The following is a 14,503-nucleotide window of genomic DNA, read 5'->3' as shown; positions in this document are numbered from 1 at the left end:
AATCGAAGAGCGACTGGGACTGGCCCACCGAGCTGATAAGAATCCGGAAGGTCTGTGAGGACGTCTCGGTCCGGCGCACGCGGCTCGTGGAATACAAAGCGGGGGTTCCTCCCTGGAGGCGATTCCAGCTGGAGCCCTAGGGCGGCGAGCCCCCACCGGGGCTATTTCCCGTCGTCCAGGCTGACGACGATGATGGCGTTCGCGATCAGCCAGCCGTCGTCGCCTTTTTCGTTGAGCACCTGCAGGCCGCCGTGGACGACGTTTATGCGCTTGTGGCCGTGCGGCAGCGTCTCGAGCACCGCTTCTTTGTCCACCGCCTCGGGCTTCGGCACGCCGATGGTCACCTCCACCAGCATATCGTCGGCGGTCTTGCCCACCAGGCGCGGAAACCCCAGGCTGCTGTGGTGGATCGCGTCGAACACCGCCCGCTTCGCCGCGGCCGTGTAGTCCAACCCGTGGACGTCCACTCCCATGCCCATTTCCGTAACGCACCGTACCCAAGCCATATCGTCTTACCTCCCGCGCAAGCCGAGCCGTCGCCGAACGCTCGGGCCGACACAACGGCTCCGGCCGATTCCAGGATCCCTCGCTTCGCCCCAGGAAGATAAGCCGACCGGGCGCGACGAAGCAACAGCGAAGCCGCGCCCCGCCAAAAGAAACCGGCGTTCCGATTGCACTGAGCGCGATTCGAGGGCTTAATCTAGCGCATGACCACGTCGTTCCGGCCGCGCTGGTATTTCTTCGTCGCTCTTGTGTCCGTCACCTTCATCGGGCCGCTCTCGGTCCACCTGATCATCCCGGCGATGCCGGCGGTAAAAGAGGCCTTCGGGGTCTCCACGGGCATGGCGCAGCTCACGCTTTCGCTCGAGATGCTCTCGATGGCCTGCTTCACGGTCGCCTACGGCGGCCTGTCCGACCGCTTCGGGCGCAAACGCGTGCTCCTGTGCGGACTGGCGCTGTTCACCTGCGGCGCCGCGAGCTGCCTGGCGGCCGCCAACCTGCCGATGCTGCTCGCGGGGCGCATGTTGCAGGGAGCCGGGGCGGGCTGCGGCGTGGTGCTGGCGCGCGCCATCGCGCGCGACGTCTACGGCCAGGAGCGTGTCGCGCAGGTGATCGCCTACCTCACCGCCGCCTACGTTCTCGGGCCGATGTTCGCGCCGCCGATCGGCGGGCAGCTCACGACGCGGTTCGGCTGGCGCGCGCTGTTCGTGCTGGCGTCGGTCTTCGGCCTGGCGGTGATCCTCGCCGTGGCGTACGCGGTTCCGGAAACGCGCGCGCACAAAGCGGCGGCGCCGCGCGGCGTGCTGTCCGGCTACAAGTCGCTGCTCCGGCGGCGGCGTTTCCTGGGATTCGTGCTGCAACCCGGGATGATGTCGGCGGCCTTCTACACCCATGCGACCGCCGCCTCCTTCCTCGCCGCCGAGCACCTCGGCGCCGACGCCTCCGACATCGGCCTCTGGTTCTTCACCTTCCCGATCGGCTTCATGGCGGGGAGCTTTATTTCCGGCCGCATCGGCGCCGGCCGCTCGATCGAATCGATGACCCTTCTCGGCGGCGCGATCGGGGTCGCCAACGGTGTGCTGCTCGCCGGCTGGCTCTATTTTGGCGGCGTCTCGATGCCCGCGCTCTACGTGCCCGGATTCTTCGTCAGCCTCGCTCAGGGCCTCTCGATGCCCTACGCCCAGGCCGGCGCGATGGCGGTCGACCCCGATCTTGCCGGCTCGGCCTCGGGCGCGGTGGTCTTCTCGCAGTTCTTCTGGCCCGCCGCGCTGCAGCAGCTCACCGGGCTGCTCGCCGACGGCACCTGGGTGCCGATGGCGGCGGTTCACTTCGCCGCCGTGACCGTCGCGCTGCTCAGCGGCTGGACGGCGGCGCGGGCGAAGAATTAGTTCGTCGACCCCTTAACTTCTCGACAACACAGCCGTAGAGGCACGTTCATTTCGAGACCACCCGGTAGACCGCAAGCGCCCCTTCGAGCAGGCGGTGATCCTGGTTTCGGTGACCGATCAGCTGGATGCCGACCGGCAGGCCGGACGGTCCGGTGAAGACGGGCAGCGTGACGCAAGGAGTGTAGGTCCAGGTCGCCAGTATGTTGAACGAGGTGTCGCCCGTGCTGGTCAGTCCCGCCGGGGCTTCTCCGAGAGCGCTCGGCGTGAGCAGCAGGTCGACGTCCTTCATCGCGTCGGCGAGACGGGCCCGGCACCGGGCGAGCACCGCCTCCGCCTCCCGGTACTGCTCGTAGGAGATGTCGAGCCACGCGCTCAGCTTGTTGCGCTGGAGCTCGCTCAAGAGGTTCCAGTGCCGGTTCCGTTCCCACGCGAGGGCGCGGGAGAATTCGTAATCGTTGATGCGCCGCCCCATGATCTCGAATCGCTCGAACGGCTCTCCCAGCTCGAAATCGGACACCTTCGCTCCGGCCTTCGCCAGCGTGCTGGCGGCCTCTTCAAGCAGGGTCTTCGTGTACGCCTCCGCGCGATCCCAGAACATGGTGCGGCAAAAGCCGATCTTGAGCTCGCTCACCGCCGGAGCGGCGAGCGGCTTCGGCGCGAATCCCGTAACCGCGGCCCGAAACAGAGCGATGTCCTCGACGGCGCGTGCAAAAAGCCCCACGGTGTCGAAAGACGCCGTGTTCTGCTTCACGCCCTGCGTGCTGATCTCGCCGTAGCTCGGCTTGTAGCCGATGCAGCCGCAGAACGCCGCCGGCCGGATCACCGAGCCGACCGTCTGCGTGCCGAAGGCGAGCGGCACCATGCAATCGGCCACCGCGGCGGCGGAGCCGCTGGAGGAGCCGCCGGGCGTGTGCCCGGGATCGTGCGGATTGGTCGTCTTCCCCCATGGGAACCGGCTGGCGAACTCGGTGGTCACCGTCTTACCCAGCAGCACGCCGCCCGCCGCGCGGCTGAGCGCCACGCAGGCGGCGTCCGCGGCGGGGCGGTGGCCCTCGTAGATCGGCGAGCCGTATTCCGTCGGCAGGTCGGCCGTATCCATGATGTCCTTGGCGGCGAACGGAATGCCGTGGATCGGCCCCCGACTCGCGCTCCGGTCGCATTCGCGCGCCTGCGCCAGGGCGAAGTCACGGTCGAGATGGGCCCAGGCGCGGACCTGCGATTCCCGCGCGTCGATGCGCTCCAGGCAGGAGCGCACCAGCGCCTCGGACGTGAGCGTCCCCTCGCGGATGCGCGCCGCAGCTTCGCTCGCCGACAACCGGAACAGGTCTGCCATGGAATTCTCCCTGGAAGGCGCGAGGCACGGGCGGTCGCGCCGGGCCGACGGGGCCGGAGCCCCGGTTGTGACCCTTATCAACGGAAAAGCTCGCCCGTCAAGATCGCGCCGGATCGGTCGAAGCGCGGCGCTGGACCTTCGCTTCGAGGATCAGGTTGAACGGCTCGCCCTGGCCCTTCTGAACTCGCGAAACCCCGCTTTCGCGAACACGCGCGCCAGGCCCGCCTTGCCGGCCTGGGCGCCGAGGGCCGCGCCGCCTTCCGAGAGCGCGTGCGCGCAGCTGACCGTCGTCGAGGGCGAGTAGCCCTCGGCGGGACAGGAGCCAGCGCCGGCCACTTCACCCCGAAGGCGGCGCGTTGATACCGCCCGGCTTCCCCGCTAGGCTTTGAGGCGAATGGGACCGAGCCTCAAGAGCTTCTTTTCGGCGCTCGTCGCGGCGGCGGTGCTCGCCCTTCCCGCCTGTTACCTCCACGTTTCCGACCGCAACCGGTCCCCCTCCGGGCGGGCCCGGGTCGTTGAGCGCTACGTGAGGGCTACCTACGCCCGGAACTTCTCCGGGGCCCACCGCTGGCTTTCCGCTGCGGACCGTCGGGCGAAAAGCGTTCGGGACTACGCGCTGGAGCGGGGAGAGCTCGGGGGGTTCACTGCCCTTCTCGCGGCGCGGCTCGCCGATCTGATCGAGATCGCGGCCGTGGAGGAAAGCTTCTCGGGACGCCGGGCGAAGATGAAACTCAAGGTCAAGGCCCCGGACCCCGACCGGCTCGCTGCCGACCTGCTCGGATGGGACGAGGAGCGGCTGAACGCGCTTTCGGCAAAGGAGCAACGCGAGCTGCTCGCGATGATCGAGCGGAGGCGGCGCGCGGGCTCGCTTCCGTTCGTCGAAACCGAGGAGACCTACGATCTGGTGGAAGAAGAGGGCGGCTGGCGGATCGTCCTGGACCCGTCGCCGGGCGTGCGGGTTCGGGTGCTGACGAAGCTGCCGCCGTCGTCGCCGCTCCGCGTGGAGAGCGTGCCCGGCGAGATCGTCTTCCGGCCCGGCGAGCCTTTCACCGTCACCCTCAGGGTCAGGAATCCCTCGAACAGGGAGATCTGGGCCAGGGTCGCCCATAACGCCGAGCCGAAGCTCATGGAAAAGTTCATCGGGCTCGGCGACTGCGGCGTCTTCGTCCCGTTCCGGCTCGCGCCGGGCGAAGAGGAAGAAAACCGCTCAACCTTCCTGGTGTGGACCGACATGCCGCGGGAGGTCGATCGCTTCACGATGATCTACACCTTCGAGATCGACGACTAGCCCGCGCGGAACGGAACCGGACGACTTTCGCCGGCGCTCCATCGGGACCGCCACGTCAGCGTCTCTCGAACCGCCGTCCCCAACGCCGCTTGACGCTTGTCAGCCTTGCCCCACCGAAGCGCTTCCCCCGTGATCCCGAAGAACCGGCCTGAGCGTCCGGAGCGTCTTGACAGCCGCACCGGACGTGAAGGATAGTGCGACCGCCGTCGGCCAGAAGATCAGGCCCGTCCGAGCTCAGACTGTCGATGTACGGCCGCTCGTTCGACGTGGCCTGACGCGGGAGGTCCCATGGACAGGGCGAATCCGATCCCGGTCGCGTTCATGCTCGTCGTCGCTTTCCTTGCCGGCTGCGCCGTGCCGGTCGCGGACGAACCCGTCACCGCGTACGAGGGGGCGCGGGTGATCGTCGGCGACGGCCGCGTGATCGAGAACGCGACCCTGCTCGTGGAGGGCACGCGGCTCGCCCGCGTCGGCCGTCCCCCCGAGGTCCGGGTCCCCGCCGGCGCGAAGCGGGTGAGCCTCGCCGGCAAGACCGTGATGCCGATGATCATCGACACCCACGTCCATCTCGGCTCGAATCGCGAAGAGGTGGTCCGCGATCTCAGAAGGCGCGCCTACTGGGGCGTGAGCGCCGTGCTCAGCCTCGGCACCGACGGCTACGAAGTGCTCGGCGTGCGCAACGAGACGATCCCCGGCGCCGCGCGCTACCGCACCGCCGGTCGCGGCATCACGATGCCCGAGCCTGGGCGCACGACCGCTCCCTACTGGGTCACGACCGCCGACGAGGGCCGCAAGGCGGTCGAGGAGCTCGCCGCCCGCAAGGTCGACATCGTCAAGATCTGGGTGGACGACCGGGACGGCAAGTACAGGAAGATGACGCCGGAAATCTACCGCGCCGTGATCGACGAGGCGCACAGGCGCCGCCTCCGCGTCATCGCCCACATCTACGACCTCGAGGACGCCAAAGGCCTCATTCGCGCCGGGGTCGACGCGTTCGCTCACGGCGTTCGCGACCGGGAGATCGACGACGAGCTGGTGGCGCTGTTCAGGCAGCGCCCGAACCTGTTTCTCACGCCGAACCTGCCGGATCGCGGCGTGAAAACGGACCTTGCCTGGCTGCGCGCCGGCGTTCCGGGCGAGCAGCTGAAGAAGCTCGAAGCGGCCAATACGGACCGCCCCAAAGCGCAGGCCTTTTACAGGCTTCAGGCGCGCAATATCGCGAAGCTGAACGCGGCGGGCGTGCGCATGACGCTCGGAACCGACGGCAACCGGCCGTGGGGTCCGCACGAGGAGATGCTGGACATGGTGATCGCCGGCATGACGCCGATGCAGGTCATCGTGGCGGCGACTCGCAACTCGGCCGAGCTCCTGCGGCTGGACGACGCGGGCACGCTCGAACCCGGCAAGAGCGCCGACTTCATCGTGCTCGACGCCAATCCGCTCGACGACATCACCAACACGCGGCGCATCTCGGCGGTGATCCTGCGCGGGACGGCGGTCGACCGCTCACAACCGGTCCGCTGAGGCGACGAGAGGCGAAGCCCTCAACCGGGAGGCGCGAAGGGCAGGGCGGACGGAGAATCATGAAGAAGCTTCGATCATCGGTGAATCGTAAGGAGGAAGAGCCATGGCCGAAAACAGGTCTCTGAGCGAGCGGGCGGATGCCCTGGAACGAAAGATGAGCGATGAGCTCGACGTGCTGATTTCCAGGTCGGCGTTGTTCAACATGGCCGACGGCCAGCTCGGCGCGGTCACCGTGCCCTCCGATCCCGCAAGGGGCAGATACCAGCTCATGGGCGACGATCCGCGGCTGCCGCAGATGCCGGCCCGGCCGACCCTGCTCGACTTCTTCATCTACCGCGCCAAAGGCATCAACCACCTGCTGCAGAGCGCCACCCACGCGCTCAAGGCCTCGATGCCGGAAAAGACGATTCTCGCCTGCCTCCTGCACGACATCGCCAACGCCATCTTCATCAAGAGCGACCACGGCTACTGGGGCGCCCAGCTGATCGAGCCCTACGTCGACGAGGAGGTGAGCTGGGCGGTGCGCGCGCACCAGGCCCTGCGGTTCTTTCCCGACGAGTCCGTCGGCTACTCCTACCCGGAGATGTACATCCGCCATTTCGGGCCCGACTACGAGCCCGACGACTACATCAAGGAAGCCTACAGGCGGGCCCGCAACCACAAGTGGTACATGACCGCGCGCATGATCACCGTCCACGACATCTATTCGTTCGATCCCGACGCGGTGGTGAGCTGGGAGCCCTTCGTCGACATCGTCGGGCGCAACTTCAAGCAGCCGAAAGAGGGCCTCGGCTTCGACGACAGCCCGGTCGCCCACATGTGGCGCACGATCCGTCGCCCGACGAAGTATCTCTGAGGCGTGGCCGGGCTCGGATCGGGCGCCGTCCCGGAATTCGCGGCCCGGCTAGACGATCGCGGCCTTCTCGACTGCCGGGCGCGATGGCGCCGCCTCGGGGCCTCTCGGCTTGACGATGGCGCTGATCGCTGGAGGTCTTAAACCTCGCGTCCGCTAGACGATCGTCCGCGCCGGCGGCGTTTCTCCGGGGAAAAGGCCGTGCCTGGCGAGAAACTCGATCATGAAGCGGTCAAACAGCCACGGCTGCTCGATCTGACAGGCGTGGCCGGCGCCGGGCAGCGTTCTCAGCTCGCAATTGGGGATGCGGGCCTGGAGCGCGAACGCGCGCTGATGGCTGTTGTCTTCGCTGCCGGTCAGAATGATCGTCGGACAGGCGATCCGCTCGTGGTGTCCCTCCGGATAAGGCTCCGCCAGCGCCTCGAACTGGCGGATGATCGTCTGGAGGTCCGCGTGTCGATTGCGCTCGGTGAAAAGGTTCGCGAAGAAGTGCGCCAGCGGCGTGGTGCGAAACGCCGGGCTCATGTCTTCGAACGTATAGGCCCAGCGGTAATCGATGCCGTTCGCCCTGTAGTTGGCGATCCGGCCTTTGGTGAACTCCTTGGCCGGGTTGTAACCCGTGCCCGACAGCACCAGCGCCGCGGTCCGGTCGGGCCGAAGGTGATACATGTACGGCGCGATCGAAGAGCCGACCGAACAGCCGACCACGATCGCTTTTTCGCCGGGCGCGGCGTCGTCGATCGCTTCCCAGCAGGCCTCCGCCATGTCGGTCATCGTCAGACCCGGCTCGGCAGTGGGTGATCGGCCGTATCCCGGTATGTCGATGGCGATGCAGCGGTACCAGGTCGAGAAATGCGCCATCTGGAAAATCCAGCAGGATTGATCCATCGGGTTGGGATGAATGAAGGCGATCACCGGCCCCGTGCGTCCCATCCGTTCGTAGTAGAGCGGTCCGTTGATATGCTGTGCCATCTCTCTTTTCCCTAAGCGGCCTTTTTCGGCCGGTAGAAGTCGATTGCGTTCTTGTAGAAGACGTCCGCCGCCTTTTCTTCTCCCAGGGTCTCCAGGACCAGTGTATAGTCCTCGTCGCGGTAGGGCCGGGGGGCGCGAGTGCATGGGAGGTCGGTGCCGAACATGAGCGCACGCGGATTGGCGGCATAGAGTTCCGCGAGCGCCGGAGGGACGTCGAAGTCCACTCGCCCGAAGCCCGTGGCTTTCACCCGAACGCCTCTTTCCGCCAGCTTGAGCAGCGTCGGGAAGCCCGCCCGGGAAAGCCCGAGATGATCGATGCTGACCGCGGGCAACGAGACGAGCGTCTCGAACAGATCGGCCAGCTCGGAGGAATCGACGTACAGCTCTATGTGCCAGCCGACGAGCTCGTGAACCCGCCGTGCCATCTTTTCCAGGTGACGGATCTCTTCCGAGCCGCCGCGCCTCACGTTGAACCGCACGGCGCGAACGCCCGCGTTGTCGAGCTCCCGGAGCTCCCCGTCCGAGACGGTCCGCGGCACCTGGGTTACGCCCACGAACGACGGGCCGAGCATCTTCAGAGCGTGGAGGAGATAGCCCTGATCGAAAGCCTGGAACGAACCGGAGACCACCGCCCCGCCGCAGAGCTCGACCCCTTTCAGGCGCGCCAGATAGTCCTCGACCGTGAACGCGTCGGGCACGAACCCCTGATTGGGAACCAGGGGAAAATTCTTGTCGATGATGTGAAAATGGCTGTCGAAGAACTTGGGCCTCGAGGTCACGAACCTTTCTCCTCCAGTTGCTCCGGCTCGCCGCCGGATCTCAGCGGGCGTGCCGCCGAACGAAGGCCGTCATTACGTCGATCAGCCTCATGGTTTCCGGCTGGTCGGGAGACGGGACGACCCGCTCGGCGAAGCCCTCGAACGTATCGACCTCGATCGCTCCTCCCCGCCGGCGATAGGAATCGATGAAGCGCTCCTGCATCTCCAGGGGATGATTTCGATCGTTCGCCTTGAGCAGCATCAGGACCGGCGGCAGCTCGGCGCGTTCGTTCCGGTCGAGAATCGCCTGCGGGTTTCCCTCCGCCATCGCTTCTTCCGTCCCCCAGTAGTCGAGGTGCGCTTTGACCAGCTCCTGCCGGTCGGACCGCCTGGCGTAGTGGAAACGGTAGAGCGGGTCGATCACCGGCCAGCCGGCGATGACATAGGCGAGGCCGGCGTCGATCTCGGGACGGCCGGGCAGCGCCAGATCCGAATAGGCCGGATGGCGGGGCCGCAGCGCGCTCAGCACGACCTGGTGGCCGCCGCTCGAATTGCCGAAGGCGCCGACCCGGCTCGTTGCGTCGAGCTCCGGCGCGTGCGCCTTGAGCCAGCGGATCGCCAGATTGACGTCGCGGATCGAAGCCGGATAGCCCGCTTCCGGCGGCTGGCGAAAATCAACCGCCGCAACCAGGATGCCGTTGGCCGCCAGCGCCCGATCGATGGCCGCGTTGCTCAACCGGTCGCCGTTGTGCCAGGCGCCCCCGTGCACGTCGACGATGGCCGCAAACGGCCCTCGTCCCTGCGGCTGGTAAATACGAACGAGCCACGGCTTGCCCTGAAGGCGCTGATATTCGACGTCGCGCTCGGCGACTTCAAATTGGTTGTTCGTCGTCATGGCGCCACTTTACTGCCGCCGGACACCGGCATTCAAGGGCTCCGGGCGCCGCGACCGGCACGTTTTCGCAATTGCGAAAATGCGGCAACGATCGAAGCGAGAACGGCCGTTCTCATTTCCCGCCCGCCCGGACCAAAGGTCGCAGAACGTTCGAAGGCGCGGGCAAGGGCGCGGTGGAGCTCGGCCGCGGTCCCCGGCTGCGCTCAACGGGCCCGGAGACGTCGGCTCGCCAGCGCGGCGCCCTCTGACAGCGCGCGCAGCTTCGCCCACGCGATCTGAGGATGGACGCGGCCGCCGAGGCCGCAATCGGTGCCGGCGATCACGTTTTCGCGTCCGACGATGTCCGCGAACGCCGCGATGCGGTCCGCCACCAGCTCGGGGTGCTCGACGACGTTGGTCGCGTGGCTCACGACGCCGGGAATCAGGATCTTTCCCTGCGGCAGCCGGACGTCGCGCCAGACCTTGTATTCGTGCTCGTGGCGCGCGTTGCCCGCTTCGACGAGATACGCCTGGGCCTTCACCTCGAGCATCACGTCGACGACCTCGCGCAAGGGAATGTCCGTCGTGTGCGGCCCGTGCCAGCTGCCCCAGCAGATGTGGTAGCGGACGCGATCCTCCGGGATGCCTTCCAGCGCGCCGTTCAACGCCTCGACTCGGAGCCGGGCATAGCGCCGGTACGCTTCGATGCTCGGGCGCGGGTCCAGCATGTCCCAGGCCCCGGGAAGCCCAGGGTCGTCGATCTGCAGGACGAAGCCGGCCCTGACGATCGCCCGGTACTCCTCGCGCATCGCCGAGGCGAGGGCTGCGACGAACGCCTCCGGCGTCGGGTAATGGAGGTTCTGGCCGCGGCAGAACATCTCCAGGCTTCCCGGGGCGATCGCGGACACGAACGCCTCTTCGATCCCGGCTTTGTCCGCGGCCGCCCTCAGGTTCGCGAGGTCGCGCGACAAAGCCTCGTGGCCGACGTAGGCGACGGGCCCGGCGCAGGTCGGGCGACTGGCGGCGGTGCTCGGTGCTCCGAGCCCGGTATCGGCGTAGAACTGCGCGAACTCGCGCTGCTCCCAGCGCACCCCGACGATCCGCATCGGCGCCCCGGGGGCCGCGGTATCCGGCGCGACCGCTTCGGGCGGGGTCGGAATGAAACCGGAAAGGCGATGGAAGACGTAATTCCCCCAGGCGCCGCGGTCGACCGCGGCGCGCATGGGCTTGCCGAACTCGCCGTCGTTCGGGATGTCGATGCCCGCTTCGACCTGAGCGCGCACGACCTCGGCCACGGCGGATCGCAGGCGCTCTTCCAGGGCCTCTTCCGCGAGGCCCGCTGCGTGTTTGGACCACATCTCGCGCAGGTCGTCGGGCCGGGGAAGGCTGCCGACATGCGTGGTCAGGATTCGCTCCGTGCTTCGTCGCATCTTCTCGATCTCCGCCAGGACGCTCGCCTGCCGCTCGGCGACTTCGTCCGTGTTCCCCTCCAAAGCCGCGGCCCGGACTCTGGCCGCGGACCGATTCTACGGAGCCACCTCCTGCCGCTCGCCGGTCCGGGAAGCGCGGGCAATGGCATCCAGAGTCCGGTGGCGGCGAACCGCATGCTCGAAGTCGGGGTCGCAGTCGGAGCCCGCGCGGATCGCCGCGGCGAACCTGACCCACATCTGCGCGACGTCGTAAGCGTAACCGTCGCGCAGCGCTTCCGGCACCCACTTGAACCGCTCCGGCACCGGCAGCTCCTCAAGCGCCTTGTCGCCCTTGCGCGCGCCAAAGATTTTCCGGCGCAGCTCCTCTCCCGCCTCGCCGCCGCCGATCATGGCAAGCGTTCCGTCGCGGCCGTAAATCTCCAGCCGATGGCCGCTGCCGTGGTACGGCTGGACGCCGCAGCAGGCGGAAAAGACGGCGCCGCTTTGCAGCCGGCCGTGCACGAGGACGTTGTCGGGAGAGGTGACGTCGACGTACCGTTGCGTGTCGGTCTCGAACCATTGCGGCACCTGAGTCGAGACCACCGCCGAGACCTCCGCCGGCTCGCCGACCACCATGCACATGGCGTCGAAGACGTGCGCAAAGGTGATCGTCAGCGTGTTGGCTCCGAGGGCCGCGTCACGCTGCCAGGTTCGATCCGAGGTACGGGTCAAAACGCCGCTGTTCATCAGCGTCATGGCGACCGCCAGCACCTGCCCCACGTACCCCTGCTCCACCAGCTCGCGCATGTAGAGATAGGCCGGGGAGGCGCGCCGCTGCAGTCCGACCATCGTGCGCACGTTTTTTTCGCGCGCGAGCGCCGCCAGATCCTCGGCTTCCCGCGTGTTCGCGCCCAGGGGCCACTCGCAAAAGACGTGCTTGCCCGCTTCGATCGCCTTCCTCGCAAGCGCGTAGTGCGCCGGCACGCGCACGGCCACGACCACGGCTTCCACCTCGGCGTCTCGGATCAGGGCGTCGAGGCTTCCGTACGCGCGCGCCGCGCCGAGCTTCTCGGCCGCCGCCCGCGCGGTCTCCTCGTGCGCCGTGCAGACCGCAACGAGCCGGGTCTCGGCGATGCCCTTCAAGGCCGGCGCATGCGCCCGCGGCCCCCAGCGGCCGCCCGCCCCGACGAGCCCGACGCCCAGCGGGTCGAAGGTCATCATGGCTTACTCTGCTGAAACGCCCTCATATCCGGCGCCTTCCGAGCCGTTCCCGCCCCCGGGCTCCAGAGGCTATCGCGACGGCTGCCGACCGTCAATCGCGCCGACCCCTGCCCGCGGAATTTCACGCCTTGACTCGCCGCCTCGACCGGAGTTATACCCTGCCGAGCCCGTGGTGGTTCGACGCCGGGCTTCGGGTTACGGAGGGACCGCCGTCATGGAATGGAAAGAAGCGCTTCCCCTGCTCCAGGAAAGCCACACCGGGGTCGCGGTCAGCGTCACGCCGAAGGGGCGCGCCCATGCCACCGTCGTCTCGACGGCCGTGCTGGACGGCAAGGTGGGGTTTGCGTCGCGCGGGCACACGGTGAAGGTGAGGAACATCCAGCGCACGGGCCGCGCGGCCGTCACCGTGATCAAGCTCGACACCCGCCGCTACGTCACGGTCGAAGGGCCGACAACCGTAGAGCCCTGGAAGGATACGCCCGAGCACCTGCAGCGGCTGAAGGCCCTCTACGTCGCCATGGGCCGGACGCCCAAAACCGACGAGGAGTTCGCGCGGCGCATGCGCGAGGAGCAGCGCGCCCTCGTTCTGGTCTCCCCGGAGCGGATCTACGGCAGCCTCTGACCCGCGCGCTTTTCTTTACGGGGCAATCTCCTTTCTCCCGCCGGGCACGCAATCCTTTCGTGCCCTTCGTGGCGCCAGCCGAGCGCATCGGTCGCGCGCTACCCTTCTTCCAGCTCCGGGTAACGGCGGAAGATCCCCTGCTCGTTGAACGGCAGCCGCCGCGAAGAGGCGAGATACGCCGCGATCCGCGGGCGCTCTTTCACGCGATCGTGCACGCTCACGAGCCTCGGATGGCGCGGCTCGAGCCGCGCCATCGTTTTGGGAAAGGCGTAGCGCAGCCCTTCGACCATCTGGAAAAGCGACAGATCGACGTAAGAGGCCTTGCGGCCGAAGACGAAACCGCCGGCGGGACTGCGCTCGAGCACCCTCTCGAAATAGCCCATGAACTTAGGGATGCGGTTGGCGGTGAAGTGCGCGGCGCGCTTCTTCGCTTCCTCCTTCTGCTCCTCGTAGTAGAGCACATTGGCGATTGGATGGTGCGTCTGGCCGGCTTCGTAAAGCCAGTCGGCGATCGTAAGTTGCAGCTGATTGGCCCAGAGCCGGCCCGCTTCGCTTTTCGGGACCAGGCCCAGGCGCGGCCCCAGGAACTGGAGGATGTTGGCGGTCTGGGAAATCAGGAGCCTGCCCGCCCGCAGAAACGGCGGCGCGAACGGCGGATGCTTCAGCGAGGGGTCCTCGAGAAATTTCATGATTCCGGGCCGGCCGAAGCTCGGGTCGCGCGCAACGTCGACGTAGTCGGCGCCCGCGTCCTCGAGCGGCAGGCGAACGAATTCTCCGCGACCCTGAATCGCGGGCTGGTAGTAAAGCTCGTAACGCATGGGGTTTCCTCCCGGGATTGGTGTCGAACCGACAGCGATTGCCGACCGGTTATTACCACATCGCCGGTCGAAATGGCGACTGTTGTCGACGGCGGTCCTTGACGCCTCCCCCTGTTTGGCCTAGCGTGAGGAATCCGGCCGGCCGGCCGATCCCTCCTTCCGGAAACCACCCCTCGCCCGGCGCGGACAATACGCTCGGCGCCCAAAAAACGCGAGGAGAGTTCTATGTTCGCACTGGAGCGGTTCAAGGAAGATTGCCTGCGAGCGCTCAAGGAAAAATCCCAGCACGTGGCGATCAAGGAGCTGGTTGCCCGAGCGGTGGGAAGCCCCCGCGAGATTCTCAAGGCTCTGGGAGAGCCCAGACAGGCCGGCATCGAAACGCTTTATCGCTCGGAGCAGCTGACGATTCTGAAGGTTCTCTGGGGACCGGGAATGCTTCTCTATCCGCACGACCACCGGATGTGGGCGGTGATCGGCGTCTACGTCGGACAGGAGGACAACGCCTTTTACCGCCGGGGCGGCCGCGGGTTGATCGGGCACGGGAACAAGACGCTCATGGCAAAGGAGACGATCCCTCTCGGCGAAGCGGTCATCCACGCGGTCAGAAACCCGCTCGAAAAGATCACCGCAGCCCTCCACGTCTACGGGGGCGACTTCTTCGGCGTGCCCCGCAGCGAGTGGGACCCCCGGACGCTCGAAGAACGCCCTTTCGACCTCGAGCATGCCAGGCGGGTCTTCGAGGAGTCCAATCGCCGGCTGCGCTCCGCCGGGCTCGCTTGACCGCTTTCCCGGAGGCGCAGCCGCGTGACGATAGGCGATCTCGCGCGGCGAACTTTGCGCGCAGCCTGCGCTCTCCGGCCGACAGGGCCGCAGCACGATCCGGCCGCGGACCTTCAACGGGAAACCCCGGAACGGGAACCGGAAACCGTTTTTCCAGGTTGT

Annotated in this window: 14 protein-coding genes; 6 read left to right on the top strand and 8 right to left on the bottom strand. The window is 67.3% G+C overall.

The features are described 5' to 3' along the window. Positions 1–161: 161 nt before the first annotated feature. Positions 162–506: a Lin0512 family protein gene (locus tag VNN77_02325; protein HXG50226.1), complete on the bottom strand. Its 345-nt coding sequence runs from the start codon at positions 504–506 to the stop codon at positions 162–164. A 201-nt stretch (positions 507–707) separates the two neighbouring features. Between VNN77_02325 and VNN77_02320 the strand changes: the two genes are divergently transcribed. Then, complete coding sequence (locus tag VNN77_02320; GenBank protein HXG50225.1) at positions 708–1,889, top strand: multidrug effflux MFS transporter; 1,182 nt, start codon at positions 708–710, stop codon at positions 1,887–1,889. A gap of 46 nt (positions 1,890–1,935) precedes the next feature. On the opposite strand, the gene VNN77_02315 is transcribed toward VNN77_02320, so the two are convergent. Continuing rightward, positions 1,936–3,222, bottom strand: coding sequence for an amidase family protein (locus tag VNN77_02315; GenBank protein HXG50224.1), 1,287 nt, complete (start codon positions 3,220–3,222; stop codon positions 1,936–1,938). Positions 3,223–3,616: 394 nt separating this feature from the next. Between VNN77_02315 and VNN77_02310 the strand changes: the two genes are divergently transcribed. The 3 genes from VNN77_02310 (at position 3,617) to VNN77_02300 (ending at position 6,890) form a co-directional block, all read left to right on the top strand. Then, a complete protein-coding gene (locus VNN77_02310; protein HXG50223.1) occupies positions 3,617–4,510 on the top strand; it encodes a cytochrome c oxidase assembly protein in 894 nt (297 codons plus the stop codon). Between the two features lie 288 nt (positions 4,511–4,798). Continuing rightward, entirely contained in the window at positions 4,799–6,034 is a 1,236-nt protein-coding gene (locus VNN77_02305) for an amidohydrolase family protein (protein HXG50222.1), read from the top strand. Positions 6,035–6,137: 103 nt separating this feature from the next. Next, on the top strand, positions 6,138–6,890 hold the full coding sequence (locus tag VNN77_02300) for an HD domain-containing protein (GenBank protein ID HXG50221.1): 753 nt from the start codon (positions 6,138–6,140) through the stop codon (positions 6,888–6,890). A gap of 153 nt (positions 6,891–7,043) precedes the next feature. Here VNN77_02300 and VNN77_02295 read toward each other — a convergent pair whose 3' ends face one another. The 5 genes from VNN77_02295 to VNN77_02275 form a co-directional block, all read right to left on the bottom strand. Beyond that, on the bottom strand, positions 7,044–7,859 hold the full coding sequence (locus VNN77_02295) for an alpha/beta hydrolase (GenBank protein ID HXG50220.1): 816 nt from the start codon (positions 7,857–7,859) through the stop codon (positions 7,044–7,046). 11 nt (positions 7,860–7,870) lie between these two features. Then, positions 7,871–8,638 (bottom strand): amidohydrolase family protein, encoded by a 768-nt coding sequence (locus tag VNN77_02290; protein HXG50219.1) that lies wholly within the window; start codon positions 8,636–8,638, stop codon positions 7,871–7,873. Positions 8,639–8,678: 40 nt separating this feature from the next. Then, a complete protein-coding gene (locus tag VNN77_02285; GenBank protein ID HXG50218.1) occupies positions 8,679–9,512 on the bottom strand; it encodes an alpha/beta hydrolase in 834 nt (277 codons plus the stop codon). 203 nt (positions 9,513–9,715) lie between these two features. Beyond that, positions 9,716–10,921, bottom strand: a complete 1,206-nt coding sequence (locus VNN77_02280; protein ID HXG50217.1) for a cobalamin-independent methionine synthase II family protein — start codon at positions 10,919–10,921, stop codon at positions 9,716–9,718. 96 nt (positions 10,922–11,017) lie between these two features. Beyond that, positions 11,018–12,121, bottom strand: a complete 1,104-nt coding sequence (locus tag VNN77_02275) for a Gfo/Idh/MocA family oxidoreductase (protein ID HXG50216.1) — start codon at positions 12,119–12,121, stop codon at positions 11,018–11,020. Between the two features lie 214 nt (positions 12,122–12,335). Between VNN77_02275 and VNN77_02270 the strand changes: the two genes are divergently transcribed. Next, on the top strand, positions 12,336–12,743 hold the full coding sequence (locus tag VNN77_02270) for a pyridoxamine 5'-phosphate oxidase family protein (GenBank protein HXG50215.1): 408 nt from the start codon (positions 12,336–12,338) through the stop codon (positions 12,741–12,743). Between the two features lie 98 nt (positions 12,744–12,841). On the opposite strand, the gene VNN77_02265 is transcribed toward VNN77_02270, so the two are convergent. Next, positions 12,842–13,561 carry a glutathione S-transferase family protein gene (locus tag VNN77_02265; GenBank protein ID HXG50214.1) on the bottom strand — a complete coding sequence of 240 codons (720 nt, stop codon included), beginning with the start codon at positions 13,559–13,561 and terminating at the stop codon, positions 12,842–12,844. Between the two features lie 225 nt (positions 13,562–13,786). Between VNN77_02265 and VNN77_02260 the strand changes: the two genes are divergently transcribed. Further along, entirely contained in the window at positions 13,787–14,341 is a 555-nt protein-coding gene (locus VNN77_02260) for a hypothetical protein (protein ID HXG50213.1), read from the top strand. Positions 14,342–14,503: the final 162 nt, after the last annotated feature.

Source organism: Candidatus Zixiibacteriota bacterium, assembly GCA_035574315.1.
In the GTDB taxonomy this organism is placed as follows: domain Bacteria; phylum Desulfobacterota; class Binatia; order UBA9968; family UBA9968; genus DATLYW01.
This window is presented reverse-complemented; position numbering and strand designations above follow the sequence as displayed.

What these genes read in the sequence shown, in the direction of transcription:
- VNN77_02325 (HXG50226.1), bottom strand. Translation starts at nt 506, where the DNA reads ATGGCTTGGGTACGGTGCGTTACGGAAATGGGCATGGGAGTGGACGTC.
- VNN77_02320 (HXG50225.1), top strand. Translation starts at nt 708, where the DNA reads ATGACCACGTCGTTCCGGCCGCGCTGGTATTTCTTCGTCGCTCTTGTG.
- VNN77_02315 (HXG50224.1), bottom strand. Translation starts at nt 3,222, where the DNA reads ATGGCAGACCTGTTCCGGTTGTCGGCGAGCGAAGCTGCGGCGCGCATC.
- VNN77_02310 (HXG50223.1), top strand. Translation starts at nt 3,617, where the DNA reads ATGGGACCGAGCCTCAAGAGCTTCTTTTCGGCGCTCGTCGCGGCGGCG.
- VNN77_02305 (HXG50222.1), top strand. Translation starts at nt 4,799, where the DNA reads ATGGACAGGGCGAATCCGATCCCGGTCGCGTTCATGCTCGTCGTCGCT.
- VNN77_02300 (HXG50221.1), top strand. Translation starts at nt 6,138, where the DNA reads ATGGCCGAAAACAGGTCTCTGAGCGAGCGGGCGGATGCCCTGGAACGA.
- VNN77_02295 (HXG50220.1), bottom strand. Translation starts at nt 7,859, where the DNA reads ATGGCACAGCATATCAACGGACCGCTCTACTACGAACGGATGGGACGC.
- VNN77_02285 (HXG50218.1), bottom strand. Translation starts at nt 9,512, where the DNA reads ATGACGACGAACAACCAATTTGAAGTCGCCGAGCGCGACGTCGAATAT.
- VNN77_02280 (HXG50217.1), bottom strand. Translation starts at nt 10,921, where the DNA reads ATGCGACGAAGCACGGAGCGAATCCTGACCACGCATGTCGGCAGCCTT.
- VNN77_02275 (HXG50216.1), bottom strand. Translation starts at nt 12,121, where the DNA reads ATGATGACCTTCGACCCGCTGGGCGTCGGGCTCGTCGGGGCGGGCGGC.
- VNN77_02270 (HXG50215.1), top strand. Translation starts at nt 12,336, where the DNA reads ATGGAATGGAAAGAAGCGCTTCCCCTGCTCCAGGAAAGCCACACCGGG.
- VNN77_02265 (HXG50214.1), bottom strand. Translation starts at nt 13,561, where the DNA reads ATGCGTTACGAGCTTTACTACCAGCCCGCGATTCAGGGTCGCGGAGAA.
- VNN77_02260 (HXG50213.1), top strand. Translation starts at nt 13,787, where the DNA reads ATGTTCGCACTGGAGCGGTTCAAGGAAGATTGCCTGCGAGCGCTCAAG.